Below are 25,486 nucleotides of genomic sequence, written 5' to 3'. Positions count from 1 at the left end.
CCCCTCACTCGGCCAGCGCCGCGGCCAGCTTGCCGTGCAAGCCGCCGAAGCCGCCGTTGCTCATGATCACCACTTGCGCGCCGGGCCTGGCCTGCTGGCGCACCTGCTCGATGATCGCCTCCAGGGTATCGCAGACCTGCGACGGTATCGCGCATTGCGCGGCGGTGGCGGCCAGGTCCCAGCCCAGGTTCGGCGGCGCGTACCAGAGCACCTGGTCGGCCTGGCGCACGCTGTCCGGCAGGCCGTCGCGATGAGCGCCGAGCTTCATCGAGTTGGAACGCGGCTCGACGATGGCGATCACCTGGGTATCGGCGCCAACCTGCTTGCGCAGGCCGTCGAGGGTGGTGGCGATGGCGGTCGGATGGTGGGCGAAGTCGTCGTAGAGGGTCACGCCCCGGACCTCCGCGACCTTCTCCATGCGCCGCTTGACGTTGCGGAACTCGCTGAGCGCCGCCGCGCCCTGGCTGGGCATCACGCCGACATGGCGCGCCGCCGCCAGGCTGGCGAGGGCGTTGGCAACGTTGTGCAGGCCGGTCAGCGGCCAGTCCACCTCGCCCTGGACGATGCCGTCGAACAGCACCTCGAAGCGCGAGCCGTCCTCGGCGAGCAGGCGCGCCTGCCACTGGCCGCCTTCGCCGGTGGTCTGCACCGGGGTCCAGCAGCCCATCCCGAGTACGCGCTCCAGGGCTTTCTCGGCGCTCGGGCGAATGATCAGGCCCTCGCCCGGCACGGTGCGCACCAGATGGTGGAACTGCCGCTCGATGGCCGCGAGGTCGGGGAAGATATCCGCGTGGTCGAATTCCAGGTTGTTCAGGATCGCCGTGCGCGGGCGGTAATGGACGAACTTCGAGCGCTTGTCGAAGAAGGCGCTGTCGTACTCGTCGGCCTCGACCACGAAGAACGGCGTACCGCCCAGGCGCGCCGAAACCCCGAAGTTCTGCGGCACCCCGCCGATCAGGAAGCCCGGGCTCATGCCGGCGTGCTCCAGAACCCAGGCGAGCATGCTGGTGGTGGTGGTCTTGCCGTGGGTACCGGCCACCGCCAGCACCCAGCGTCCTTGCAGCACGTGGTCGGCCAGCCACTGCGGGCCGGAAACGTAGGGCAGGCCCTTGTTCAGGACATGCTCCACCGCCGGATTGCCGCGCGACAGGGCGTTGCCGATCACTACCAGGTCCGGCGCCGGCTCCAGGTGGGCCGGATCGTAGCCCTGCATCAACTCGATGCCCTGGGCTTGCAGTTGGGTGCTCATGGGGGGGTAGACGTTGGCGTCGGAACCGGTCACCCGGTGGCCCAGTTCCTTGGCCAGCACGGCCAGCGAGCCCATGAAGGTCCCGCAGATGCCGAGTACGTGGATGTGCATGCAGACTCCTGCAGATCAAGCCGTCGAAGGCGCTGTGAATGGGCGGCAGATTAGCACAGCGGAGGCGCCGGCCGCCCGGCGTCGCGGCATCAGACGACGCGGCGTCGGCGGGGTTCCCGCCGGCCTCGCGGCGGCCCGCCTGGAGCCGTCCCGCCCGTCAGGCCTGGCCGCGCACCAGGCCGTGCCGGCGCAGCTTGCGATACAGGGTGTTGCGGCTGATCCCCAGTTGCTCGGCCACCCGGCTCACGTGCCAGCGCTGGCCGTCCAGCGCCGCCAGCAACGCGGCTCGCTCGGCGTCGTCCAGGCTGTTGCCCGCGGCCGGGGCGGGCGCCGCTGCGGCGGGCGGCAGCGCCGCCAGGGCCTGGCGGATATCCGCGGGCAGGTCGCGCAGGCCGACCCGGCCGTCCTCGCAGAGTGCCACCAGGGTCCGCAGCACCGTGCGCATCTGCCGGACGTTGCCCGGCCAGCGGTAGGCCAGCAGGCCCTGGCGAACCTCGCCGTCGAGCTGGATGCGCTGGCCCCTGGCTTCCTCGGCCAGCAGGTAGTCCAGCAACTCCTCGCGGTCGCTGCGCTCGCGCAGCGGCGGCAGGCTCACGACCATGCCATTGAGGCGGTAGTAGAGATCCTCGCGGAAGCGTCCATCGGCGACCAGCCCGGCCAGGTCGCGGTGGGTAGCGCTGATCAGGCGCACGTCGACATCCTCCGGCTCGCCGCCCAGCGGTACCACCCGGCGCTCTTCCAGCACCCGCAGCAGGCGGGTCTGCAAGGCCAGTGGCATGTCGCCGATCTCGTCGAGGAACAGGGTGCCGCCGTCAGCCTGCTGCAACTTGCCGCGCATGCCCTCCTTGCGCGCGCCGGTGAAGCTGCCGCCGCGATAACCGAACAGTTCGCTCTCGATCAGGGTTTCCGGGATCGCCGCGCAGTTCAGCGCGACGAACGCCTGTTCCGCGCGCGGGCCGGCCAGGTGCACGGCCTTGGCGAAGGCCTCCTTGCCGGAACCGGTCTCGCCGTTGAGCAGCAACGGCACGTCGCGCGCGTAGACCTTCAGCGCCCGGCGGAAATCGGCGGCCAGCTCGGCGTCGCCCAGGCACAGGCCGGGCGCGGCAGGCGCCGGCTTCGCTGCCGTGGGCACCACCAGGGCCTGGGGTATCGCCCGCGGCGCGCCGCGCAGCATGGCGTACAGGGTCCGTCCCTCGCGGGTGCGCAGCGGCCAGCTGGCGCTGGGTTGCGGCGAGGCGCGACCGAGCAGGTCGTCGAGACGGCAATCGAAGAAGGTCTCCACCGGCTGGCCGAGCAGGCGCTGGCGCGGACAACCGAGCAGGTTCAGCGCGCTCTGGTTCACCGCGCGGATCCGCCCGTCTTCCTCGAAGGCCAGCAGCCCTTCGCTGAACAGGCCGACATAGTCGCCCTGGACATGGAAGCGCAGCAGCCAGGAGCCCTCGAAGCGACGGAGGAAATAGCAGCCCTCGATGATCTTCGCCGACAGGTTGACCAGCGCCATGGTGTGGAACTGGCTCTGCCGCGAGACTTCCTGGCGCGCCGAAGACACGTCGAGCACCGCCATCAGCTCGCCCTGAGGATCGAACACCGGGCTCGCCGAGCAGGTCAGGCCGGTGTGGCGGCTACGGAAGTGCTCTTCCTGCTGGATGGTCAGGGCCTGCCGCTCGACCACGCAGGTGCCGATGCCGTTGGTGCCTTCGCAGGGCTCGCTCCAGTCGGCGCCGAGCCAGAGGCCGGCGTGTTCGAAGGTCTGGCGCTGGGCGTCGGCGTTGACGCAATTGAGGATCACCCCGCGGGCATCGGTGAGCAGTACCGCGTGGTCGTTGCCGGAAAGCTGCTGGTAGAGGCTGTGCATCTCGCCATCGGCGATCTCCAGCACCTGTTGCAGGCGCTCGCGGCGTTCGAGCATGCGCGCGTGCTCCAGCACCATCGGCGCCATCGGCTGGCCGGGATCGAGATGGTGCTGTTCCAGGCAGCGCAGCCAGGAGCGGGCGATGGACGGATCGGTCGCAGGGCCGCCCGGCGGGATCTTGCCCTGGGCGACGGTCAGCACTTGCCGCGCGTGGCGGCTCATGGAACTGGCAGGCATTGTTATGGTTCTCCGCGAGGGACGGGCCGTCTCTTGCCTGGGCGCGGTGGATCGGTCCGCGACTCTCCGGACGGCTATCGGTGCAGCATCCAACAGGCCGGGGCGCAATGCAACGACGGACTGACCGATGAGTCATGCGCTGCGCCGAAAACGGTACAGAGTGTCACTCACGAGCGTCCCGCCCGCGTGACAGGGAGCGTTCGCAAGCTCCCCTGCGAAACCTCCAGGACGCTCTACTCCGGGCCTTTCGCCACTCTGGCCCGGCCCTTGCTCCAGGCTTACGACAAGCGCGACAGCGCGTCCTCCCCTAATAAGCACAAGAGCCAGGAGATACCATCATGCGTTACGCCCATCCCGGTAGCGAAGGCGCCATCGTTTCCTTCAAGGCCCGCTACGGCAACTACATCGGCGGCGAGTTCGTGCCTCCGGTCAAGGGCCAGTACTTCACCAACACCTCGCCGGTGAACGGCCAGCCGATCGCCGAGTTCCCCCGTTCCACCGCCGAGGACATCGACAAGGCCCTCGACGCCGCCCACGCCGCCGCCGACGCCTGGGGCCGCACCTCGGTGCAGGAGCGTTCGAACATCCTGCTGAAGATCGCCGACCGCATCGAGCAGAACCTGGAACTGCTCGCCGTCACCGAGACCTGGGACAACGGCAAGGCCGTGCGCGAGACCCTCAACGCCGACATCCCCCTGGCCGCCGACCACTTCCGCTACTTCGCCGGCTGCATCCGCGCCCAGGAAGGCTCCGCCGCCGAGATCAACGACAGCACCGTGGCCTACCACATCCACGAGCCCTTGGGCGTGGTCGGGCAGATCATCCCGTGGAACTTCCCGCTGCTGATGGCCGCCTGGAAGCTGGCCCCGGCGCTGGCCGCCGGCAACTGCGTGGTGCTCAAGCCGGCCGAGCAGACCCCGCTGGGCATCTGCGTGCTGCTGGAACTCATCGGCGACCTGCTGCCGCCGGGCGTGCTCAATGTCGTCCAGGGCTTCGGCAGGGAGGCCGGCGAGGCCCTGGCCACCAGCAAGCGCATCGCCAAGATCGCCTTCACCGGTTCCACCCCGGTCGGCTCGCACATCCTCAAGTGCGCGGCGGAGAACATCATTCCCTCCACCGTCGAGCTGGGCGGCAAGAGCCCGAACATCTATTTCGAAGACATCATGCAGGCCGAGCCGGCGTTCATCGAGAAGGCCGCCGAGGGCCTGGTGCTGGCTTTCTTCAACCAGGGCGAGGTGTGCACCTGCCCGTCCCGCGCGCTGGTCCAGGAGTCGATCTACCCGGCGTTCATGGAAGAGGTGCTGAAGAAGGTCAGGGCGATCAAGCGCGGCGACCCGCTGGACACCGAGACCATGGTCGGCGCCCAGGCTTCCCAGCAGCAGTACGAGAAGATCCTCTCCTACCTCGACATCGCCCAGCAGGAAGGCGCCGAAGTGCTCACCGGCGGCAGCGTCGAGAAGCTCGAAGGCAACCTGGCCAGCGGCTACTACATCCAGCCGACCCTGCTCAAGGGACACAACAAGATGCGCGTGTTCCAGGAGGAAATCTTCGGCCCGGTGGTCGGCGTCACCACCTTCAAGGACGAAGCCGAGGCCCTGGCCATCGCCAACGACACCGAGTACGGCCTCGGCGCCGGCCTCTGGACCCGCGACATCAACCGCGCCTACCGCATGGGCCGCGGGATCAAGGCCGGTCGCGTGTGGACCAACTGCTACCACCTGTACCCGGCCCACGCCGCGTTCGGCGGCTACAAGAAGTCCGGCGTCGGTCGCGAGACGCACAAGATGATGCTCGACCACTACCAGCAGACCAAGAACCTGCTGGTGAGCTACGACATCAACCCGCTGGGCTTCTTCTAGTAGGACCCCGGACCGGCCGCGACCGCTCTTTCCCGGAGCGGTCGCGCCGGCTCGTGAAACACGCCGCCGAGGCTGACGGCGGCGCCCCTTCCACCTCCTCGCCAGGCCGATTGCAGAGCGGCTGGCATAGCTATTGCCTGCGTTCACCACGTACAGCACACCACCGGGAAAACCGGGGTCGATAACAACAAGATTGAGGTGAAAAACCCATGTCCCTCGAACAAACCGGCCATGCGCCCGCAACTTCCGGGGTCGACTTCGAAAGCGTCGACGCCGACTACTTCCAACACCGTCAACTGAAGAAAGGCGCCGCCGGCTGGGTCCTGCTGGTCGGGCTCGGCGTCGCCTACGTGATCTCCGGCGACTACGCCGGCTGGAACTTCGGCCTGGCCCAGGGCGGCTGGGGCGGGATGTTCCTCGCCACCCTGCTGATGGCCACCATGTACCTGTGCATGTGCTTCTCGCTCGCCGAGCTGTCTTCGATGATCCCTACCGCCGGCGGCGGCTACGGCTTCGCCCGCAGCGCCTTCGGGCCCTGGGGCGGCTTCCTCACCGGCACCGCGATCCTCATCGAATACGCCATCGCCCCGGCGGCCATCGCCTGCTTCATCGGCGCCTACTGCGAGTCGCTGTTCGGCGTCGGCGGCTGGCTGATCTACCTGGTGTTCTACATCGTATTCATCGGCATCCACATCCTCGGCGCCGGCGAGGCGCTGAAGCTGATGTTCGTCATCACCGCGGTGGCGGCCATCGCCCTTGGCGTGTTCATTGTCGCGATGGTTCCGCACTTCGACTCGGCCAACCTGTTCAACATCCCGCAGACCGCGGCGACCGGCGCCAGCAGCTTCCTGCCGTTCGGCTATGTCGGGGTCTGGGCGGCGATCCCCTACGCGATCTGGTTCTTCCTCGCCGTCGAAGGCGTGCCGCTGGCCGCCGAGGAAACCAAGAACCCCAAGCGCGACCTGCCGCGCGGACTGATCGGCGCCATGTTGGTGCTTCTCGCCTTCGCCGCACTGATTCTGGTCGTCGGTCCCGGGGCCGCCGGAGCCAAGGAGCTGATGGGCTCGGGCAATCCCCTGGTGGAAGCGCTGGAGTCGGCCTACAAGGGTTCGACCTGGATGAGCCAGTTCGTCAACCTGGTCGGCCTGGCCGGGCTGATCGCCAGCTTCTTCTCGATCATCTATGCCTACTCGCGGCAGATCTTCGCCCTCTCCCGCGCCGGCTACCTGCCGCGCAGCCTCTCGCTGACCAACCGCAAGAAGGCGCCGGTACTGGCCCTGGTGGTGCCGGGGGTGATCGGCTTCGGCCTGTCGCTGACCGGCCAGGGCGACCTGCTGATCCTGGTCGCGGTGTTCGGCGCGACCATCTCCTACGTGCTGATGATGGCCGCGCACATCACCCTGCGCATCCGCCGCCCGGACATGCAGCGCCCCTACCGCACCCCTGGCGGCATCCTCACCTCCGGCGTAGCCCTGGCGCTGGCCTGCGTCGCGGTGGTCGCCGGCTTCCTGGTCGACCCGCGGGTCGTGGTCGGCGCGGTGGCGATCTACGCTGTACTGATCGGCTACTTCGCCCTGTACAGTCGGCATCACCTGGTGTCCGGCACCCCGGAAGAAGAGTTCGCCGCGATCCAGGCGGCGGAACAGGACCTGCGCTGAGAGCGACAACGACAAAGCCCGGCCCGCCGCATGGCGAGGCCGGGCACTGGAGACACACATGGCACGTTTCACCCATAGCGTCGGCGGCGAAACCTACCGCTTCGACAGCCTCAAGGACGTGATGGCCAAGGCCAGCCCCGCGCGCTCCGGCGATTTCCTCGCCGGCGTCGCGGCGAGCAACGACGGCGAGCGGGTCGCCGCGCAGATGGCCCTGGCCGACATCCCGCTCAAACACTTCCTCGACGAGGCGCTGATTCCCTACGAGGACGACGAGGTCACCCGCCTGATCATCGACACCCACCAGCGCGACGCCTTCGCCCCGGTGTCCCATCTCACCGTCGGCGGCTTCCGCGACTGGCTGCTCGGCGACGCCGCCGACGAGGCCAGCCTGCGCGCCCTGGCTCCGGGCCTGACGCCGGAAATGGCAGCGGCGGTATCGAAGATCATGCGTGTCCAGGACCTGGTCCTGGTGGCGCAGAAGATCCGCGTGGTCACCCGCTTCCGCAACACCCTCGGCCTTCGCGGCCGGCTCTCCACCCGCCTGCAACCGAACCACCCGACCGACGACCCGGCCGGAATCGCCGCGAGCATCCTCGACGGCCTGCTGTTCGGCAATGGCGACGCGATGCTCGGGATCAATCCTGCCACCGACAGCATGGCCTCGATCTGCGCCCTGCTGGAGATGCTCGACGCGATCATCCAGCGCTACGAGATTCCCACCCAGGCCTGCGTGCTGACCCACGTCACCAGCTCCATCGAGGCGATCAACCGCGGCGTGCCGCTGGACCTGGTGTTCCAGTCGATCGCCGGCACCGAGGCGGCCAATGCCAGCTTCGGCATCAGCCTGAAGATCCTCCAGGAAGGCTACGAGGCCGGGCTCAGCCAGAAGCGCGGCACCCTAGGCAACAACCTGATGTACTTCGAGACCGGCCAGGGCAGCGCGCTCTCGGCCAACGCCCACCACGGCGTCGACCAGCAGACCTGCGAGACCCGCGCCTATGCGGTGGCTCGTCACTTCAAGCCGTTCCTGGTGAACACCGTGGTCGGCTTCATCGGTCCCGAGTACCTGTACAACGGCAAGCAGATCATCCGCGCCGGCCTGGAAGACCACTTCTGCGGCAAGCTGCTCGGCGTGCCGATGGGTTGCGATATCTGCTACACCAACCATGCCGAGGCCGACCAGGACGACATGGACATGCTCCTGACCCTGCTGGGCGTCGCCGGGATCAACTTCATCATGGGCATTCCCGGCTCCGACGACGTGATGCTCAACTACCAGACCACCTCCTTCCACGACGCCCTCTATGCGCGCCAGACGCTGGGCCTGAAGCCGGCGCCGGAATTCGAGGACTGGTTGCAGCAGATGGGAATCTTCACCCAGGCCGACGGGCGCATCCGCTTCGGTGACGAGTTACCGCCGGCGTTCCGCCAGGCCCTGGCGCAACTGGCCTGAGGAGATGCCGATGAACGACAAGCACCTGCCCGACGCCAGCGCCGAGAACCCCTGGCTGCCGCTGCGCCAGCTGACCCCCGCGCGGATCGCCCTGGGCCGCACCGGCACCAGCCTGCCGACCCGCCCGCAACTGGACTTCCAGTACGCCCACGCCCAGGCGCGCGACGCCGTGCACCTGCCCTTCGACCATGCGGCCATCAGCGACGGCCTGCGCCAGCGCGGCCGCGACAGCCTGCTGCTGCACAGCGCCGCCGCCGACCGCCACGTCTACCTGCAACGCCCGGACCTCGGCCGGCGCCTCGACGAGGCCTCGGTGCAACGCCTGCGCGAACACGCCGCCGGCTACGACGGGCAGATCGACCTGGCCATCGTGGTCGCCGACGGCCTCTCCGCGCTGGCCGTGCAGCGTCACACCCTGCCCTTCCTCGAACGCCTGGAGGAACAGGCGCTGGCCGAAGGCTGGTCGCTGTCGCCGGTGGTCCTGGTGGAACAGGGACGGGTGGCGGTGGCCGACGAGATCGGTGAATTGCTGCGGGCGAAGATGAGCGTGATCCTGATCGGCGAGCGTCCCGGCCTCAGCTCGCCGGACAGCCTCGGCCTGTACTTCACCTGGGCCCCGCGGGTCGGCCTCACCGACGCCTATCGCAACTGCATCTCCAACGTCCGCCTGGAAGGCCTCAGCTACGGCATGGCCGCGCACCGCCTGCTCTACCTGATGCGCGAGGCCTGCCGGCGGCAGCTTTCCGGGGTCAACCTGAAGGACGAGGCGGAGGTCCAGGCGCTGGACGGCGAGGCTCCGCGCACCGGCAACTTCCTCCTGGCGAGGGACTGAGCCTCCCGGCCGAAGGATGGGCCGGCGCGCGTCGCCCCTCCTTCGGCCGATTCAAACGTTCGCTTGGATTGCGCTTTCCAGGGAGATTGGGCAGCATCGAAGCGTTGCTGGCATGCAGCCTGCATCGTCCCGGCAGCCCCTTCCCGCAATGCGAGGCCCGTCATGCGAATCGTGCAAGCCACCCTCGAATACCTCGACCTGCTGGCGCCGCTGTTCGTCAAGTACCGCGAATTCTACGGCATGCTCTCCTACCCCGAGTCCTCGCGGAAATTCCTCGAGAAACGCCTGCGCCGCAAGGAATCGGTGATCTACCTGGCGCTGGCCGACGAAGAAGACCGGCTGCTCGGTTTCTGCCAGCTCTATCCGAGCTTCTCCTCGCTGTCGCTCAAGCGCGTCTGGATCCTCAACGACATCTACGTCGCCGAGGAGGCACGCCGGCAACTGGTCGCCGACCACCTGCTGCAACACGCCAAGCAGATGGCCCGGGAAACCCATGCGGTGCGCATGCGTGTCTCCACCAGCGTCGACAACGAGGTAGCGCAGAAAGTCTACGAGTCGATCGGCTTCCGCGAAGACCAGGAGTTCAAGAACTACACCCTGCCGATCAGCGACGAACTAAGCTGAAGACAAAGGCACGGCACTTCCCAACCGATCGCTCAGAGCAGAGGCATCCATGGGTTCGCGCACCTGGCACTGGCCCGGCGTCCTGCTCGGCCTGCTCCTCGCCACGGCCGGCGCGCAGGCCGACACCCTGCGCGTGGCGACCCTCGACTGGGCGCCCTACGTCGGCCCCGACCTGCCGGGCAAGGGCCTCGCCAGCCGCATCCTCGACGAAGCCCTGGCCCTCGACGGGCACCGCGCCGAACTGGTGTTCCTGCCCTGGCAACGTGCCCTGAAGGAAGCCGCCGAGGGGCGCTTCGACGCTCTCATGCCGGCCTACCTGTCGCCCGAGCGGCGCGAACTGTTCCACGCCACCATCCCCCTGCTCGACTCGCAACTGGGCTTCTTCCGCCAGCGCGAGCGCCTGCTGCCGGTCAATCCCGCGCATCTGGAAAGCCTGCGTCCGTACCGCATCGGCGTGGTCCGCGGCTACGTCAACCGGGAGGATTTCGACGCCGACCGCAGCCTGACCAAGGACGCGGTGACCAACGACTGGCAGAACCTCGAGAAGCTCCTGCGCGGGCGTATCGACCTGGCCGTGGTCGATCGCTACACCGGCTACCACCTGCTGGCGCGCAACGTGCCGGCGCTGAAGGATCGCCTGGTGTTCATCGAACCGCCGCTGGAGGTCAAGCCGCTCTATGTACTGGTGCCGAAAAGACACGCCCGCGGCGCCGCCCTTGCCGCCAGCCTCGACCGCAACCTGCGCCTGATGCGTCGCAGCGGCCGGCTGGAACAACTGATCGCCGAAGCACACCTCGAACGCAGCGGGCAGACCCGCACGCTGGCCGTCGATCCGTTAACCGGCCAGGCCGACCAGCAGCGCAGCCCCGGCCAGGAGCAGGACCAGGGCCAGCACGCCCCGTTGCAACCGGCGTGGCGCGAAGACCCGCTGGGGATGCGCTAGCGGCTTCTGCAAGGCCAGCCAGAATTCCGACAACGCTTCGAAGCGCGCCTCCGGACGCGGCGCCAGGGCCCGCGCCAATACCCCATCCCAGCCGACCGGCAGGTCCGCCTGACGCTCGCCCAGGGGCTCGTAGCGGCATCCGCCGTCGCTCTCCGGGCAGGCGATCGACGGCCAGCGACCACAGAGCAGCCAATAGAACAGCGCCGCCAGGGCGAACTGGTCGGCCCGGCCATCGAGCGCCTCGCCGCGACGCAACTCCGGCGCCAGCGGCACGCTGTCCGCAGGCAGCGCCTGGCGCACCACCCCCGGCAGGATCGCCGCCGCCTCGGGGAGGAACAGCAGGCGCCCGCCCTCGTCCAGCAGGATCTGCCGCGGCGCCAGCCACAAGCCCTGTACGCCGCGCCGCTGCAAGGCGCGAACCGCATCGATAAGTTGCTCCAGGAGGACCAGCGCGCATTGCGGTTCCAGCGGCAGGTGCGCTGGCGCCCAATCCAGCAGGCTGCGCATCGGCCAGCGCGGCGGAGCGAACAACTGGAAGGCATGACGACGCAACCGGGGCGACGACAATACTCGCGGCAGGCTCTCCGCACGGCAGCGCCGCAATGCCCATTCGCGCTGCCAGAACGCTTCGTCGGCATCGACCGCCGCGAGCAGCAGCAACGCCTCGCGTCCTTGCTCGTCGCAGGCGCGGAATAGCCGCCCGGGCGGGCCGAACGCGCAAGCTGCCTGCAAGGTCCAGCCATCCACGCAGTCGCCGGGGCACGCCGCGCCCAGCGCTGGCCAGCCGGTATGCCGTGGCGCCGCCGGGGCGCGCTCGAGCGCCCCCGGCAAGACCAGCGCCACCGCCCCCGGCGCATGTAGCAACGGCTGCAGCACGCCCTCCAGGCGCCCCGTGGCCAGCCCCGCACAACGCTCTCCGAGGGCGCGCAGGTCGGCCACTTCGAGCAGCGGCTGGGGCGCCAGCAACAAGGGCTCGCCGGCCACCTGGGTCAGGTTGTGCTGGACCAGCGCCAGCTCCGCGCTGCTACCCAGCGGCTGGCCGCTCCCTCCCAGGCGCTGCAGGCTGCCCTGGCGATAACGCAGCAGGCCGACGGCGCCGCACTGGAGAAAGTGCACGCCTCCGGCATGGACCAGCAGCAACCCCGCCGCCAGCTCGAGCACGCCCGGCTCGCCTTCGCGGCGCCGGCGATAGAGCTGCATGTTCAGCGAAGCCAGGACCTGCCGCGCCGCCTGCGCTTCCGGCCAACCCTCGGGGGTACAGGCGTAGTCGGCGAACAGGGCGTCGAGATGGCCTTCGATGGCCTGCACCACGTTGGCGCAACCGCGTCCCCAGAGCAGCGCCAGGAGAAACGCCGGAGCCCGTCCGGGGCGAGGCGCGAGCCATTCGGCGCGAACCCGCGCGGCCTGCCCCGGCAAGTCGCGCCCGGCGCCCAGGGCGAGACTGAGCGGTGGCTGGGCAAAAGGCTGGAGTGTCATCGCACGCCCTTCCCTGCTAGAAATTTCTCCTGTTCTTGCAGACTTTATGCCGACCAATTTCGGAAAAATTACCGAAACATCCTGCAATCAGTGGTTTTGCCGGGATCGCGACAAACAGCCCCCCACCCATCCGGACGCCCCCCTATAATGGCGGCCCTCTGCCGCTCAACGCGTTGTCTCCGCAGGTTGCTCAATGGACTTCAACCCAATCGATCTGATTCTCCACCTGGATACCTACCTGGCCATGCTGGTCAGCAACTATGGCGTCTGGATCTACGCCATCCTGTTCCTGGTGATCTTCTGTGAAACCGGCCTGGTGGTGACTCCGTTCCTCCCCGGCGACTCGCTGCTGTTCATCGCCGGCGCCATCTGCGCCACCGGCGGCATGGACCCATGGCTGCTCGGCGGGCTGCTGATGGTCGCGGCGATCACCGGCGACAGCACCAACTACGTGATCGGCCGGACCCTCGGCAAGCGGCTGTTCAGCAACCCGGACTCGAAGGTATTCCGCCGCGACTACCTCGACCGCACCCATGAGTTCTACGAACGCCACGGCGGCAAGACCGTGACCCTGGCGCGCTTCCTGCCCATCGTGCGGACCTTCGCGCCCTTCGTCGCCGGCATGGCGAAGATGCACTACCCGCGCTTCGTCATGTTCAGCGTGGTGGGCACCGTGGCCTGGGTCGGCGGCCTGGTGACCCTGGGCTACTTCTTCGGCAACGTGCCGTTCATCAAGAAGAACCTGTCGCTGCTGGTGATCGGCATCATCCTGCTGTCGCTGCTGCCGATGATCCTCGGCTTCATTCGCCATCGCCTGCAGGCGAGCGCCGCCAAACAGGCCAAGGCCCAGAGCGACTGAGCATGTGGTCGTTCCGCGCCTGGCGGCGCCGGCGCCTGCTGGCACGCCACCCGGTGGCCGAAGAGCTCTGGCAGCGGGTACGCCGGCACCTGCCGATCCTCGACGGCCTGGACGCCGACGAGGACCGCCGCCTGCGCGAGCGGGCCGTGCTGTTTCTCGCCGACAAGCACCTGACCGCACTCGCCGGCGTCGATCTCGACGACTTCGGCCGCCTGCTGCTGGCGGCGCAGGCGCAACTGCCGCTGTTGCACCTGCCGGAGCTGAACTGGTACCAGGGCTTCCACGAGCTGGTGCTGTATCCCGATGATTTCGTCAGCCCGCAGAAACACCGCGACGCCAGCGGCGTAGTCCATGAGTTCGACGACGAACGCAGCGGCGAGACGTCCCTGCAAGGGCCGGTGGTCCTGGCCTGGCCCGGCGTCGTCGGCGGGGGTGGCTGGGATGCCTACAACCTGGTGATCCACGAACTGGCGCACAAGCTGGACATGCTCAACGGCGACGCCAACGGCCTGCCGCCGCTGCACGTCGGCATGCGCATCGGCGACTGGGCGAGCGCCATGCAGGCCGCCTACGACGAGATGAACGCCCTGCTCGACCGCGACCCCGACGCGCAGACCGCCATCGACCCCTATGCGGCGGAAGATCCGGCGGAGTTCTTCGCCGTTACCAGCGAGTATTTCTTCACCGCCCCGGATCTCCTCCACGAGGCCTATCCGGCGGTATACCGGCAGCTCCAGTTGTTCTACCGCCAGGACCCGCTGCAACGCCTGCGCCGCCTGCAGGCCGAGCATCCGGACTACCGCGAGGCGGCGGGCGACACGACTAACGGCTGAATGCCGGTACATGGCATCGACAACCGAATATGCCTATAATCGCGGCCTCTTTTTTGGCCAGAAACCTCTGGAGTCACCCATGAGCTACAGCAAGATCCCGGCCGGCAAGGACCTGCCGAACGACATCTACGTCGCTATCGAGATTCCGGCCAACCATGCGCCGATCAAGTACGAGATCGACAAGGACACCGACTGCCTGTTCGTCGACCGTTTCATGGCCACCCCGATGTTCTACCCGGCCAACTACGGCTTCATCCCGAACACCCTGGCCGACGACGGCGACCCGCTGGACGTGCTGGTGGTGACCCCCTATCCGGTCGCTCCCGGTTCGGTGATCCGCGCGCGCCCGGTTGGCGTCCTGCACATGACCGACGAGGCAGGCGGCGACGCCAAGCTGATCGCCGTGCCGCACGACAAGCTGAGCGTCCTGTACAAGGACGTGAAGGAATACACCGACCTGCCGGCCCTGCTGCTGGAGCAGATCAAGCACTTCTTCGAGAACTACAAGGATCTCGAGAAAGGCAAGTGGGTCAAGGTCGAAGGCTGGGGCAACGCCGACGCCGCCCGCGCCGAGATCACCAAGGCCGTGGCCGCGTTCCAGAAGTAAGCGCGCCTCGCCGAAAAGAAGCCCCGCAGCCGCGGGGCTTTTTCATTCTCCCTCGCCGACCGCCAAGGTCGGTCTCGCCATCCCGCTCCGCTCAGTCGACCGTCGCCACGCTCTCCAACCGATATCCGTAGCCGTAGATGGTCAGCAACTGCCAACCACGCTCGGCGGTCAGGCCAAGCTTGTTGCGCAGGCGATAGATGTGGGTATCCAGCGGCCGCGAGGACAACACTTCCTCGTGGGGCCAGAAGCGCTCGTAGAGATATTCCCGCGACAACGGCCGTCCCAGGTTGGCGAACAGGCAGCGGGCCAGGCGGTATTCGCGCTCGGTCAGGCTGATCGGCGCGCCGGCCCGGGTCACGGTCAGCTCGGCATCGTCGAAACTGAGGTCGTTGAAAGTCTGCACCTCATGCTGCGCGGGACGCGTTCCCCCGTGGCGACGCAACACGGCGGCTACCCGCGCCTTCAGTTCGTTGGGCCGGAACGGCTTGCTGACATAGTCGTCGGCGCCGCTGTTCAACGCCTGCACGATGTCCTGTTCGGCGTCACGGCTGGTCAGCATGATCGCCGGCGGCGGCGCATCCAGATGCTCGCGGCTCCAGCGCAGCAATTGCAGGCCGCTGAGGTCCGGCAACTGCCAGTCGAGGATCAGCAGGTCGAAGGTTTCCCGCTTGAGCTGCTTGAGCAGGTCCTCGCCACGGGCGAAACGGTGCACCGTCCAGGCCTGTTCGCCCTGCGCGGGTATCTGCTGCAAGGTCTGCTCGACCCGGTCCAGTTCGGCCGACTCGTCGTCCAGTATCGCGACACGCATAAAAGCTGGTCCTGTTCAATCGGGCTAACGCCCCTTTTTCGCTCCAGGAACGGCGAATTACGTACAAATCTGAAGAATTGTGACGAATCTCTCTGGTCGCGACCAGCCCTTGATAGCCTGATTCCAAATAGCCATTAAGCGGGACGAAGAGCCCGCGAGCCAGCGCCAGCCTGACCTATCAAGGAGTCGTAGCCATGGGTTTCCGGCCAGTTAGCCAACGTTTGCGTGACATCAACCTGCAGGCCCTCGGCAAGTTTTCCTGCCTTGCCCTGGTCCTCGGCCTGGAATCGGTGAGCCATCCGGCCGGTCCGGTCCAGGCCCCATCGTTCAGCCAGGGCACCGCCAGCCCGTCCTTCGCCACTCCGCTCGGCCTCGACGGCCCGGCCCGCGCCAGGGCCGAGATGTGGAACGTCGGCCTGTCCGGCGCCGTCAGCGTGCGTGACGAGTTGCGCTGGGTGTTTTGAACGCGACGAATCTGAAATAGCGCGGAAGAATCTGAAGAAATATGGCAAATCTCACAGCAGACAAATCGCGCTTGGTAGATTTCCAACCGCTGAGTAGGCCAAGGAGCAAATGGATTGCTCCGACACAGGGATGTGTAAACCCGCTCCGGCGGGCCGTGGGACGAGACCACTCGAACCACAGTCAGGGGTCGGTGACGGACGATCGCCCCAGGCAACCGAGCCAATCCCCCCAGGGCTGGCTTCGACACACGGATGTGTCATCTCCCCTTCCTTGTTCGAATCATCCCCTCCCGCTATCCGGACGCCTCGATCCGCGTCCCATCCTGGATCTGAAAAGGACCTCATCATGAAGCAATACGGAGCAGAGTTCTTCGGCACCTTCTGGCTGGTATTGGGCGGCTGCGGCAGCGCAGTACTCGCTGCCGGCGTACCGGAACTGGGAATCGGCTACCTCGGCGTGGCCCTGGCGTTCGGCCTCAGCGTGCTGACCATGGCCTATGCCATCGGCCCGATCTCCGGCGCCCACCTGAACCCCGCGGTATCGGTAGGCCTGTGGGTCGGCGGGCGCTTCCCGGCCAGCCAACTGCTGCCCTATGTCGTCGCCCAGGTCCTCGGTGGCCTCGCCGCCGGCGGCGTGCTGTACCTGATCGCCAGCGGCAAGGCCGGCTTCGACCTGGCCGCCGGCTTCGCCTCCAACGGCTACGGCGAACACTCGCCGGGCGGCTACTCGTTGCAAGCCGCGCTGGTCAGCGAAGTGGTACTTACCGGCATGTTCCTGCTGATCATCCTCGGCGCCACCTCCAAGCGCGCGCCGCAGGGCTTCGCGCCGATCGCCATCGGCCTGACCCTGACCCTGATCCACCTGATCAGCATCCCGGTCACCAACACCTCGGTGAACCCGGCGCGCAGCACCGCGGTCGCCCTGTACGTCGGCGACTGGGCGGTTTCCCAGCTGTGGCTGTTCTGGGTCGCGCCGATTCTCGGTGCGGTACTCGGCGCCCTGGCCTATCGCCTGATCGGCGACAAGAACGACTGAACCGAAGCGCCTGGCCCAACCGCCAGGCGCTGCGGCCGAGGAAACGACAAGGGAGCCTGCGGGCTCCCGATGTCGTTGCAAGGATTGCGAAACCGGCGCCCGATCAGGCAGATTGCAGCCTGACCGGACCGCCAGCGATACCTGACCCGCCGCCCAGTGAAGCCTATGACAGCCCTCGCCCTTACTTCCCGATCCCTCTTTCCGGCTTGCGCCGCCCTGGCGCTGGGCGGACTGTTGACGCTGCTCGCCGGCTCCGTCGCGGCCGCGCCGGCCAAGACGAAACGGCCGCCGTTCATCGAGCAGGGCGAAACGTGCCTGCCCCAGCCGCTCCCCGCCAGCGTGCTCTATCTCGCCGGCGACGCCTGGAAGCTCGACGCCAAGGGCAACCAGACGCCCCTGGAAGAAGGCATGGACATCGACGAACTGGAAGGCGTCAAGACCTCTCCGACCGCCTTCGTCAGCCTGCTGCTCGGCGACGGCAGCCGCATCGTCCTGCCCTCCAGTTCGGAAGTCACCCTGCACCTCGACGAGGACACCGGCATTCCGCAGATCGCCCTGCGCGCGGGGCAGGTCGAGTCCTATGTCCTGAAGAGAAAGAGCGATCACGACCGCTTCCAGGTGCTGACCCCGGTCGGCGTACTGGGCGTGCGCGGTACCCACTTCCGCGCCCGCACCGAAGACGGCCAGGCGCTGACCGAAGTGCTCGACGGGCGCGTCGCGGTGAACCGCGAGCTGACCAGCGACGACCTGCCGCTCAACGGCAGGCGCCCGGCCCGCAAGGCGGCGCAGGCCGAGCCGGACGAGGACGTGCTGGTCGACGCCCGCCGCGGCCTGAAGGTCAAGCCGCAGGGCAAGCTGACGCCGGTGGACCTGCTACCCGCCCCGCAATTGCGCGGCCAGGGCGGCGAGCACGGCGAGTCGCCGGTTTGGAAGCTCTATCTTGCCCCGCTGCACGGCGCCAAGCGCTACCGTGCCCAGGTAGCCAGCGATCCGGACTTCCTGCGCATCCAGCAGGAACGTTTCTCGAGCACCCCGGAAGTCAGTTTCAGCGGACTCAAGGCGGCCTTCTACCACGTCCGCCTCTCGGCCTTCGACAACGACGGACTGGAGGGCGAGACCAGCGTATACGACATTCTCTACTACCCGCGAGGCGGCAGTGCCCGATAGGGCGCCGGGGCCTCGCCGATGAAGGCGCTCGACCGCCAGGACGAGCCCAGCCAGGCGCAGCGGCTGTTCCGCGGCCTGGTGCGCGAATGGCTGCTGGTCAGCCTGCTGCTCCTTCCGCTCACCGCCCTGCTTTCGCTGAGCAGCGGCCTGCCGCTGAACAACCTGCTCTACGACCGCCTGCGCAACCTCGCCCCGCTGGCCGTCGATCCGCGCATCCTCGTCGTCGCCATCGACGACCGTAGCCTGGAAAGCCTCGGTCGCTGGCCCTGGCCGCGCAGCGTCCACGCCGAGCTGCTGGATCGCCTGGCCGCCGCCGGCGCACGCAGCGTACTGCTCGACGTGATCTTCAGCGAACCCTCCTCCAATCCGGACAGCGACCGCCAGTTGGCAAGATCGCTGTGCCGGGCCGGCAACGTCCTCCTGCCACTGCTGCGCGAAAGCGTGCCGCGCTACGGCGAACCGCCACGGGAGATACCGCCGACCGCGCCGCTGGCCGGCTGCGCCGCCGGCATCGGGCATATCAACGTCGAAGCGGACAGCGACGGCACGGTGCGCAGCGTCTACCTGCGCGAAGGACCGCTCGGCCAGCCGCGCCCGCTGCTCGCCTGGCAAGCATTCGCCGATGCCGGCGCCATGCCCATGCCCGGCCTCGACGACATGCGCAACCTGCCCGGCTGGCAGCGTGACCACGCCATCCGCATTCCCTTCATCGGTGCCGACGCGGGCTTCCCCAGCGTGCCCTACGTCAGCGTGTTGCGCGGCGAGGTGCCAGACAGCCTGCTGCGCGACCGCCTGGTCCTGGTCGGCGCCACCGCGCCGGGCCTCGGCGACCGCTATGTCACCCCGCTGTCGGCCAGCCTCGGCACCACGCCGGGGGTGGAGATCCAGGCCAACATTCTCAACGGCCTGTTGCAGCAGCGCACCGCCGTCGACCTGCAACCCTGGCTCGCCGCCCTGCTCTCCGCCGCCAGCGTAGCGCTGCTGCTCGGCCTGATGCTGTTCCGCTCGCGCCACGCCTTGCTCCTCACCCTGGCCTGCGCGGCCCTGGCCCTGGGTCTTTCCTGGGCGCTGCTGCTCAACGGCTGGTGGTGGTCGCCGCTGGCCAGCCTGGTCGGCCTGCTGCTGGCCTACCTGATCTGGAGCTGGCGCCGGCTGAACGCGGTGCTCGCCTACTTCGGCTGGGAACTGGCGCGTCTCGACCGCGAGCCCAAGGTGCTGCCCGAGCGGGCCAGCCCCCCGCGCGCCGGCAACGATCCATTGCAGAACCGCATCGCCGCCCTGGAGCAGGCGGTCAGCCGCACCCGCGACAGCCGGCGGTTCATGGCCGACGGCCTGGAAGGCCTGCCGGTGGCGACCCTGATCTGCGACCCGCAGGGGCAGATCCTGCTGGCCAACCGCAAGGCACGCGACCTGTTCGGCGGCGAGCTGCGCGGCGCCGAACTGCGCCAGCGCCTGGCCGAACTCGGCCATCCGAGCCTCGCCGGTGGCGCCCGCCCAACGCTGGAAACCCTGGAAGCCATCGAGTTCCGCGACCACCGGGAACGCGACCTGCGCCTCGACCTGGCGCGCCTGCTGCCGGTCGAAAGCGAAACCGCCATCGGCTGGCTGGTGAGCCTGATCGACCTGAGCGCCGAACGCGATGCCGAGCGCCAGCGCGCCACCCTCCTGCGCTTCCTCTCCCATGACCTGCGCGCGCCGCACTCGGCGATCCTCGCCCTGCTCGACGTCCGCCCCGCCGAGGACGAAGCCGGCCAGCAGGTCTACCGACAGATAGAGCAGCAGGTCCGTCGCGCCCTGGGCCTGACCGACGCCTTCGTGCAACTGGCCAAGGCCGAATCCGACGCCTACCGCTTCGAAGCGTGCATGTTCACCATGTTGGCGATGGACGCCGCCGACCAGCTCTGGCCCCTCGCGCAACAGAAAGACATCGACCTGCGGCGCGACTGGGACGACGAGCAGGAACCGATGGTCTGGGCCGACCCCGGCCTGCTCACGCGCGCGCTGTTCAACCTGCTGGAGAATGCGGTCAAGTACAGCCCGGCGGGGACCGTCGTCAGCCTGAGCATCCGCCTCGAAGGCGACTGGCTGAGCTGCCGGATCGTCGATCAGGGCAAAGGTATCGCGGCCGCCGAACTACCGCGCCTGTTCAGCCAGTACCAGCGCTTCGCTTCCGCCGAGGGCAGCGCCGGCCTGGGCCTGGGGCTGGCCATGGTCAAGACGGTGATCGACCGGCACGGCGGCAGGATCGGTTGCCAGAGCCAGGTTGGCCAGGGCACCACTTTCGAGATTCGCCTTCCGCTGCTGAAAGGCGAGGAATAACCGCTACTGGCGGAAGTCGGGTCTTCCTCCAACTTGCATTGGTCTCGAAGTTCGGAAGATCCAGGCGGCCGGGCTATTCCGCTTCCCGTCTATCGAAACGGCAACTGCCTTCCCTCGTGAAACTCCGCAGGGGAAATCGACGCGTCCCCAACATAGGCACCAGCGAGCGCGACATGGCCGCGTTCCCACAGCGGAACCAAGGCGCTGCGCCAGCTACAGGGCTGCCCTGGAAGTCTCGATAACTTCCATCTTTTAACGAGAGTTCGTAGGAAGTTTCCCAACAATATAAGTAACTAATCTTAAAAAGAGCCCACTGGAAAAACCAGCCAATAACTCCCGGTAATCTACCGCGCTCATGCGATCCCCTACGCATAACAGCAAACGGCTCAACTTCCAGTGAAACCATGATCGACATAGACAGACTGAGCAAACGCTTTTCCGGCCGGACGGTGGTAAACGACTTGAGCTTCCGCATCGACCGGGGAGAGATCGTCGGTCTCCTCGGCCCCAACGGAGCGGGCAAGTCGACCACCCTGAAGATGCTTTCCGGCTTCCTCGCGCCGAGCGCCGGCAGCGTACGCATCTTCGGCTTCGACATGCAGGACAAGGCGCGCCAGGCACAGAAGCTGATCGGCTACCTGCCGGAGAACGCTCCCAGCTACGGAGAAATGACGGTCGAGGGCTTTCTCGCCTTCGTCGCGTCCATCCGCGACTACAGCGGACGGGAAAAACGTCGGCGCATCGACAGCGCCATGGACTGCATGGAGCTGCGGGATGAGCGCAGGAGCATCATCGAAACCCTGTCCAAGGGCTTCAAGCGCCGCGTCGCGCTGGCCCAGGCGATCCTCCACGATCCCGAGCTGCTCCTGCTCGACGAGCCCACCGACGGCCTCGACCCGAATCAGAAGCACCAGGTCCGGCAACTGGTGAAGAACCTCTCGGAAAGCAAGATCGTGGTGATTTCCACGCACATCCTCGAGGAAGTCTCGTTCATGTGCAGCCGCGCCCTGGTGATCAACGGCGGCCGCCTGCTGGCCGACAACACCCCGGGCGAACTCAGGACCCGCAGCCGCTACCACCATGCCGTCAGCCTCAGCATCGAAGCACCGGTAGACCCGCTGGCCATCGCCATGCTCCCCGGCGTCGCCGGTATCGAAGGACGCCCCGACCGGGCCGGCACCCTGACCATTCTGGCCCGCCCCGGCGCGCAGATCCTTCCCGCGCTCAACCGCCTGATCCACGGCAGCGGCTGGCGGGTATCCGGGGTGCGTACCGAACACGGCCAACTGGAAGAAGTGTTCCGCCAACTGACCCGAGAACCCCCCGCATGACCGCCATCGGCACCATTTTCAGACGCGAGCTGGGCAGCTACTTCGCCACGCCGCTCGCCTATGTGTTCACCCTGGTATTCCTCGTCCTCTCCGGCGTGGCCACCTTCTACCTGGGCGATTTCTTCGAGCGCGGCCAGGCCGACCTGGCGCCGTTCTTTTCCAGCCTGCCCTGGCTCTACCTCCTGCTGATCCCCGCGCTGGCCATGCGCCTGTGGGCCGAGGAGCGCAAGTCCGGCTCCATCGAGATGCTGATGACCCTGCCCGTCTCCCGCGCCACCCTGGTCACCGGCAAGTTCCTCGCGGCCTGGTTCTGCGCCGGGCTGGCGTTGCTGCTGACCTTCCCGATGCCGCTGACGGTGAACTACCTCGGCTCGCCCGACAACGGCGCGATCATCGCCGGCTACCTGGCCGGCTGGCTGCTGTCCGGCGGCTACCTGGCCATCGGATCCTGCATGTCGGCGCTGGCGAAGAACCAGATCATCGCCTTTGCCCTGACCGTTCTCGTCTGCCTGCTATTCGTCGGCGCCGGCACTCCCCACGTACAACAGGCGCTCTCCGGCTGGCTTCCGCAATGGCTGCTGGACGGCATTGCCTCGCTGAGCGTGCTGGTCCGTTTCGAGGCGCTCGGCCGGGGCGTGCTCGACGTCCGCGACCTGGCCTACTTCTGCAGCCTGATCGTCGCCTGGCTGGTCGCCACCACCATCGTCATCGACCTGAAAAAGGCAGCGTAGGAAACATCCATGAAACGAACCCTGTACTCGGGCGTCGGCCTGCTGCTGGTCGGCCTGCTGTTCCTCGCTTTCAACCTGCTGTCCAGCCTGCTGCTGCGCGACCAGCAGTTCGACCTCACCCAGCAGAAGCTCTACACCTTCAGCGCCGGCACCCAGGAAGTCCTCGACAGTCTCGACGAACCGCTCAACCTCTACCTGTTCTTTTCGAAAAGCCGCGCCAGTGACCTGCCCGCCCTGCGCAACTACGCCCGCCGCGTCGAGGAAGTGCTGGACCTCTATGCACGGCGGAGCCACGGCAATGTCCGATTGTTCGTGATCGATCCCCTGCCATTCTCCGACGACGAGGACCGTGCCGCGCGCTTCGGCCTGCAGGCGCCGCCCATCGGCCCGAATGGCGAAGCCATCTACTTTGGCCTGGCGGCCACCAACCCGACCGACGGCCTCCAGGTGATCCCGTTCTTCTCGCCGGAAGAAGAGCCGCTTCTGGAATACGATCTCAGCCGCCTGGTCCAGGCACTCGCACAGCGGGAACGCACGGTAGTCGGCCTGATGAGCTCGCTGTCGATGACCGGGCAGGCGCCCACCGACGGGCAGCCGGGCAGCAGGCCCTGGGCGATGATGGACAAGCTCTACCAACAGTTCGACATCCGCACCCTGGGGCTCGCTTCGACGGAAATCCCCGCCGACGTCTCGGTGTTGATGCTGGTGCACCCCAGGCAATTGTCCGAACAGACCCAATACGCCATCGACCAGTTTGTCCTGCGCGGCGGCAAGCTGCTGGCCTTCGTCGACCCTCTGAGTCTCGCCGATGCAGACGGCGGGAAAAGCTCCGACCTGGCCCCGTTGCTGCGCTCCTGGGGCGTCCAGTTGCGGCCGGATACCCTGCTGGCGGATGCCTCGTTCGCCATGATCAAGCCCAACGCCGAACGTCGTCCGGAGCGCAATCCGACCTGGCTACACCTCCCCGGCGACACGTTCCCCCACGACAACGTGCTGACCACCGGCCTGGAAAGCCTCAACCTCGCCAGCGTCGGCCTGCTCGAACCTCTCGGCGGAGCCTCGACGCGCTTCATTCCGTTGCTGCACAGCTCGGCGCACAGCATGCCGCTGTCGCTGGAACGCTTCCGCCAATCCTCGACGGAGCAGCTCAACGCCACCCTGGTCCCGACCGGGGAACGCTACGTGCTGGCCGCCAAGGTCGAGGGGCCGGCGACGAGTGCCTTCCCTGCGGACCGCGGGAAGCAAGGCGAAGGCCTGAGCGACAGCGCGAACATCCATGTGCTGTTGGTCGCCGATACGGACCTGCTGAGCAATCCGCTCTGGCTCCAGGAACAGCCCGGCCACAACGAGCCGCAGGTATGGGCGGACAACGACCTGTTCGTCGGCAATGCCCTCGACTACCTCTCCGGTTCGGACGCGCTGATCGACCTGCGCTCGCGAGGCCATACGAAGCGCCCGTTCACCCGCGTGGAAGCGCTCCGCCGCGAGGCCGGGCTGCGCGCCCAGGAACAGCTCAACGCGCTGCAGCAAAGCCTCAACGACACCGACAGGAACCTGCGCACCTTGCAGCAATCGATGGACGCCGGCGACCAGGAGGTGACTCCGGAAATGGAAGCGACGCTGCGCCGCTTCATCGATGACAAATTGCGCATCCGCCAGCAACTGCGTCAATTGCAGTTCCAGCTGAATGCCGATGTCGAGCGCCTGGGGGAACAGGTGAAACTGGCCAATACGGTCCTGCTGCCGGCACTGCTCACCCTGTTCCTCCTGCTGCATTGGAGCTGGCGCAGCATGCGCCGGAGGAGGGGCTGACATGCGCCTGCGTAACGTAGCGGGACTCGCTCTCGCCCTGGCGCTGTTCGCCGGAATCTTGGGCTGGCTCCACGAACGGCAGCAACCGCCCGCGCAACCGCCTGCGAGCCGCGCCTGGCTGCCAGGGCTGAAACCGCACCAGGTGACCGCGCTGTGCATCGCCACCCCCGGCCAACCGACGATCCGCGCCAGGCGCGATGGCAAGGACTGGACGCTCGCCAGCAAGGACGGCTATCCCGCCTCGGGGGAAACCATCCGGCAGCTGTTGCGCAGCCTGGCCGACGCGCGCCTGCTGGAGGAAAAGAGCGCCTCGCCGGAAAACCGCGAACGCATGGGACTCTCCGACCAGGGCAAGGGCCAGGCCAGCCGGATCACCCTGGAGCGCGGCGACGCGCCGCCGCTGGTCCTGTTGCTGGGCAAGCGCACCTCGCAGGGCGGGCAGTTGGTCAGGCAGGCCGACGATGAGGGGGCCTGGCTGATCGACCGAACGGTCGGCCTGCCGGTCAACGACCTGGCCCTGCTCGACCCTCGGTTGACCGACCTGCCATTCGAACAGTTGCGCGAACTGACCCTGTCCTATGGCAACGGCGTACGGCTGAACATTTCCCGAGCCAGTGAAAAGGACGATGGCATCCGCCTGCGACAGTTCCCATCCAGGCCACAGTTGATGGGCGAGGCGGAAGCCGAGCAGGCCGCACGCCTGTTCGCTGCGCTCAGGCTGCTGGAGGTCGCGCCGGCCAAGGCCACGCGGCAAAAACCGCTGCTGACCTTCACGCTCAAGAGTTTCGCCGGCGGCACGCTGCAGGGCCAGCTTCTGGAACTGGAGCGCCAGTACTGGTTGCAACTGACCGACAGCAAGGGCTTCGCCGACGGGCAGGTCTCAGCCGTCAAGGGTTGGCGCTACCGCGTGGAGGGTCTGAGTCCGGATACCGCTCCCGCGCCCCAGCCACCCAAGGCATCGCCGGTGAAGCAAAGCAAGCCGGCCAAGCCCTCGTCGCCCAAGTGCTGAGCGCTCTCGCCAGGCGCCGCTCGCAGCCGGCGAAATAGAGCCCCGCGGGATGCTGGGCAGGACTGGCCGAGTTTGCTAGAGTAGCGCTTCCTTCACGAGCCCTCGGCTCGTCGATGCAGAATTCCTAAGGCAGGCGCGGCTTATCAGAAGTAAGCCAACCCCACCCCAGAAAAGCCGGCCACAAGCCGGCTTTTTTAATGCCTCCGCACAACCCCA

At 67.4% G+C, this 25,486-nt stretch carries 21 protein-coding genes; 17 read left to right on the top strand and 4 right to left on the bottom strand.

Annotated elements, in window-relative coordinates; translation table 11 throughout:
• Positions 1 to 4 precede the first annotated feature (4 nt).
• Positions 5 to 1,360 carry a UDP-N-acetylmuramate:L-alanyl-gamma-D-glutamyl-meso-diaminopimelate ligase gene (mpl, locus tag AC1RB9_RS04695; RefSeq protein ID WP_003093229.1) on the bottom strand — a complete coding sequence of 452 codons (1,356 nt, stop codon included), beginning with the start codon at positions 1,358 to 1,360 and terminating at the stop codon, positions 5 to 7.
• A gap of 157 nt (positions 1,361 to 1,517) precedes the next feature.
• A complete protein-coding gene (gene eatR / locus AC1RB9_RS04690) occupies positions 1,518 to 3,449 on the bottom strand; it encodes a sigma-54-dependent transcriptional regulator EatR (RefSeq protein ID WP_023123718.1) in 1,932 nt (643 codons plus the stop codon).
• Between the two features lie 338 nt (positions 3,450 to 3,787).
• On the opposite strand from eatR, the gene exaC reads away from it, so the two are divergent.
• The 6 genes from exaC (at position 3,788) to AC1RB9_RS04660 (ending at position 10,818) form a co-directional block, all read left to right on the top strand.
• Positions 3,788 to 5,308, top strand: a complete 1,521-nt coding sequence (gene exaC, locus AC1RB9_RS04685) for an acetaldehyde dehydrogenase ExaC (RefSeq protein WP_009313359.1) — start codon at positions 3,788 to 3,790, stop codon at positions 5,306 to 5,308.
• 209 nt (positions 5,309 to 5,517) lie between these two features.
• Positions 5,518 to 6,966, top strand: coding sequence for an ethanolamine permease (gene eat, locus AC1RB9_RS04680; RefSeq protein WP_003093230.1), 1,449 nt, complete (start codon positions 5,518 to 5,520; stop codon positions 6,964 to 6,966).
• Positions 6,967 to 7,024: 58 nt separating this feature from the next.
• A complete protein-coding gene (locus tag AC1RB9_RS04675; protein WP_003454159.1) occupies positions 7,025 to 8,419 on the top strand; it encodes an ethanolamine ammonia-lyase subunit EutB in 1,395 nt (464 codons plus the stop codon).
• 10 nt (positions 8,420 to 8,429) lie between these two features.
• Complete coding sequence (eutC, locus tag AC1RB9_RS04670; RefSeq protein ID WP_003114907.1) at positions 8,430 to 9,251, top strand: ethanolamine ammonia-lyase subunit EutC; 822 nt, start codon at positions 8,430 to 8,432, stop codon at positions 9,249 to 9,251.
• A gap of 162 nt (positions 9,252 to 9,413) precedes the next feature.
• Positions 9,414 to 9,875 carry a GNAT family N-acetyltransferase gene (locus tag AC1RB9_RS04665; RefSeq protein ID WP_003454160.1) on the top strand — a complete coding sequence of 154 codons (462 nt, stop codon included), beginning with the start codon at positions 9,414 to 9,416 and terminating at the stop codon, positions 9,873 to 9,875.
• 49 nt (positions 9,876 to 9,924) lie between these two features.
• Entirely contained in the window at positions 9,925 to 10,818 is an 894-nt protein-coding gene (locus AC1RB9_RS04660) for a substrate-binding periplasmic protein (RefSeq protein ID WP_003102782.1), read from the top strand.
• On the opposite strand, the gene AC1RB9_RS04655 is transcribed toward AC1RB9_RS04660, so the two are convergent.
• Positions 10,711 to 12,294 carry a protein kinase family protein gene (locus AC1RB9_RS04655; RefSeq protein ID WP_003454164.1) on the bottom strand — a complete coding sequence of 528 codons (1,584 nt, stop codon included), beginning with the start codon at positions 12,292 to 12,294 and terminating at the stop codon, positions 10,711 to 10,713. The genes AC1RB9_RS04660 and AC1RB9_RS04655 overlap by 108 nt on opposite strands.
• A 193-nt stretch (positions 12,295 to 12,487) precedes the next feature.
• Here AC1RB9_RS04655 and AC1RB9_RS04650 point away from each other — a divergent pair, with 193 nt between their 5' ends.
• From AC1RB9_RS04650 to ppa, 3 genes are all read left to right on the top strand, one after another.
• Positions 12,488 to 13,153 carry a DedA family protein gene (locus AC1RB9_RS04650; RefSeq protein ID WP_003093241.1) on the top strand — a complete coding sequence of 222 codons (666 nt, stop codon included), beginning with the start codon at positions 12,488 to 12,490 and terminating at the stop codon, positions 13,151 to 13,153.
• Between the two features lie 2 nt (positions 13,154 to 13,155).
• Positions 13,156 to 13,986 carry a M90 family metallopeptidase gene (locus tag AC1RB9_RS04645; protein ID WP_003118244.1) on the top strand — a complete coding sequence of 277 codons (831 nt, stop codon included), beginning with the start codon at positions 13,156 to 13,158 and terminating at the stop codon, positions 13,984 to 13,986.
• A 79-nt stretch (positions 13,987 to 14,065) separates the two neighbouring features.
• A complete protein-coding gene (gene ppa, locus AC1RB9_RS04640; RefSeq protein WP_003093248.1) occupies positions 14,066 to 14,593 on the top strand; it encodes an inorganic diphosphatase in 528 nt (175 codons plus the stop codon).
• Between the two features lie 91 nt (positions 14,594 to 14,684).
• On the opposite strand, the gene AC1RB9_RS04635 is transcribed toward ppa, so the two are convergent.
• Positions 14,685 to 15,401 (bottom strand): response regulator transcription factor, encoded by a 717-nt coding sequence (locus tag AC1RB9_RS04635; RefSeq protein WP_003093250.1) that lies wholly within the window; start codon positions 15,399 to 15,401, stop codon positions 14,685 to 14,687.
• 194 nt (positions 15,402 to 15,595) lie between these two features.
• Between AC1RB9_RS04635 and mucE the strand changes: the two genes are divergently transcribed.
• The 8 genes from mucE (at position 15,596) to AC1RB9_RS04595 (ending at position 25,270) form a co-directional block, all read left to right on the top strand.
• A complete protein-coding gene (gene mucE / locus AC1RB9_RS04630; protein WP_003093256.1) occupies positions 15,596 to 15,865 on the top strand; it encodes a mucoid induction factor MucE in 270 nt (89 codons plus the stop codon).
• 346 nt (positions 15,866 to 16,211) lie between these two features.
• The gene (gene aqpZ, locus AC1RB9_RS04625; RefSeq protein WP_003102790.1) at positions 16,212 to 16,901 is read left to right on the top strand and encodes an aquaporin Z; all 690 of its coding nucleotides are present in this window, start codon (positions 16,212 to 16,214) and stop codon (positions 16,899 to 16,901) included.
• A gap of 165 nt (positions 16,902 to 17,066) precedes the next feature.
• Entirely contained in the window at positions 17,067 to 18,068 is a 1,002-nt protein-coding gene (locus AC1RB9_RS04620) for a FecR family protein (RefSeq protein WP_003110517.1), read from the top strand.
• Between the two features lie 18 nt (positions 18,069 to 18,086).
• Positions 18,087 to 20,387 carry a CHASE2 domain-containing protein gene (locus AC1RB9_RS04615; RefSeq protein ID WP_003114910.1) on the top strand — a complete coding sequence of 767 codons (2,301 nt, stop codon included), beginning with the start codon at positions 18,087 to 18,089 and terminating at the stop codon, positions 20,385 to 20,387.
• A 404-nt stretch (positions 20,388 to 20,791) separates the two neighbouring features.
• Positions 20,792 to 21,718: an ABC transporter ATP-binding protein gene (locus tag AC1RB9_RS04610; RefSeq protein ID WP_003114911.1), complete on the top strand. Its 927-nt coding sequence runs from the start codon at positions 20,792 to 20,794 to the stop codon at positions 21,716 to 21,718.
• Positions 21,715 to 22,449, top strand: a complete 735-nt coding sequence (locus AC1RB9_RS04605) for an ABC transporter permease subunit (RefSeq protein WP_003102804.1) — start codon at positions 21,715 to 21,717, stop codon at positions 22,447 to 22,449. The genes AC1RB9_RS04610 and AC1RB9_RS04605 overlap by 4 nt, the downstream gene beginning before the upstream one ends.
• A gap of 9 nt (positions 22,450 to 22,458) precedes the next feature.
• Positions 22,459 to 24,261: a GldG family protein gene (locus tag AC1RB9_RS04600; protein WP_003454172.1), complete on the top strand. Its 1,803-nt coding sequence runs from the start codon at positions 22,459 to 22,461 to the stop codon at positions 24,259 to 24,261.
• Position 24,262: 1 nt separating this feature from the next.
• Positions 24,263 to 25,270 (top strand): DUF4340 domain-containing protein, encoded by a 1,008-nt coding sequence (locus AC1RB9_RS04595; RefSeq protein ID WP_003454178.1) that lies wholly within the window; start codon positions 24,263 to 24,265, stop codon positions 25,268 to 25,270.
• The last annotated feature ends 216 nt before the right edge of the window (positions 25,271 to 25,486 follow it).

This window comes from Pseudomonas sp. 20-5, assembly GCF_056782835.1.
The sequence above is the reverse complement of the archived record's forward strand: the minus strand, read 5'-3'. Positions and strand labels throughout refer to the sequence as shown.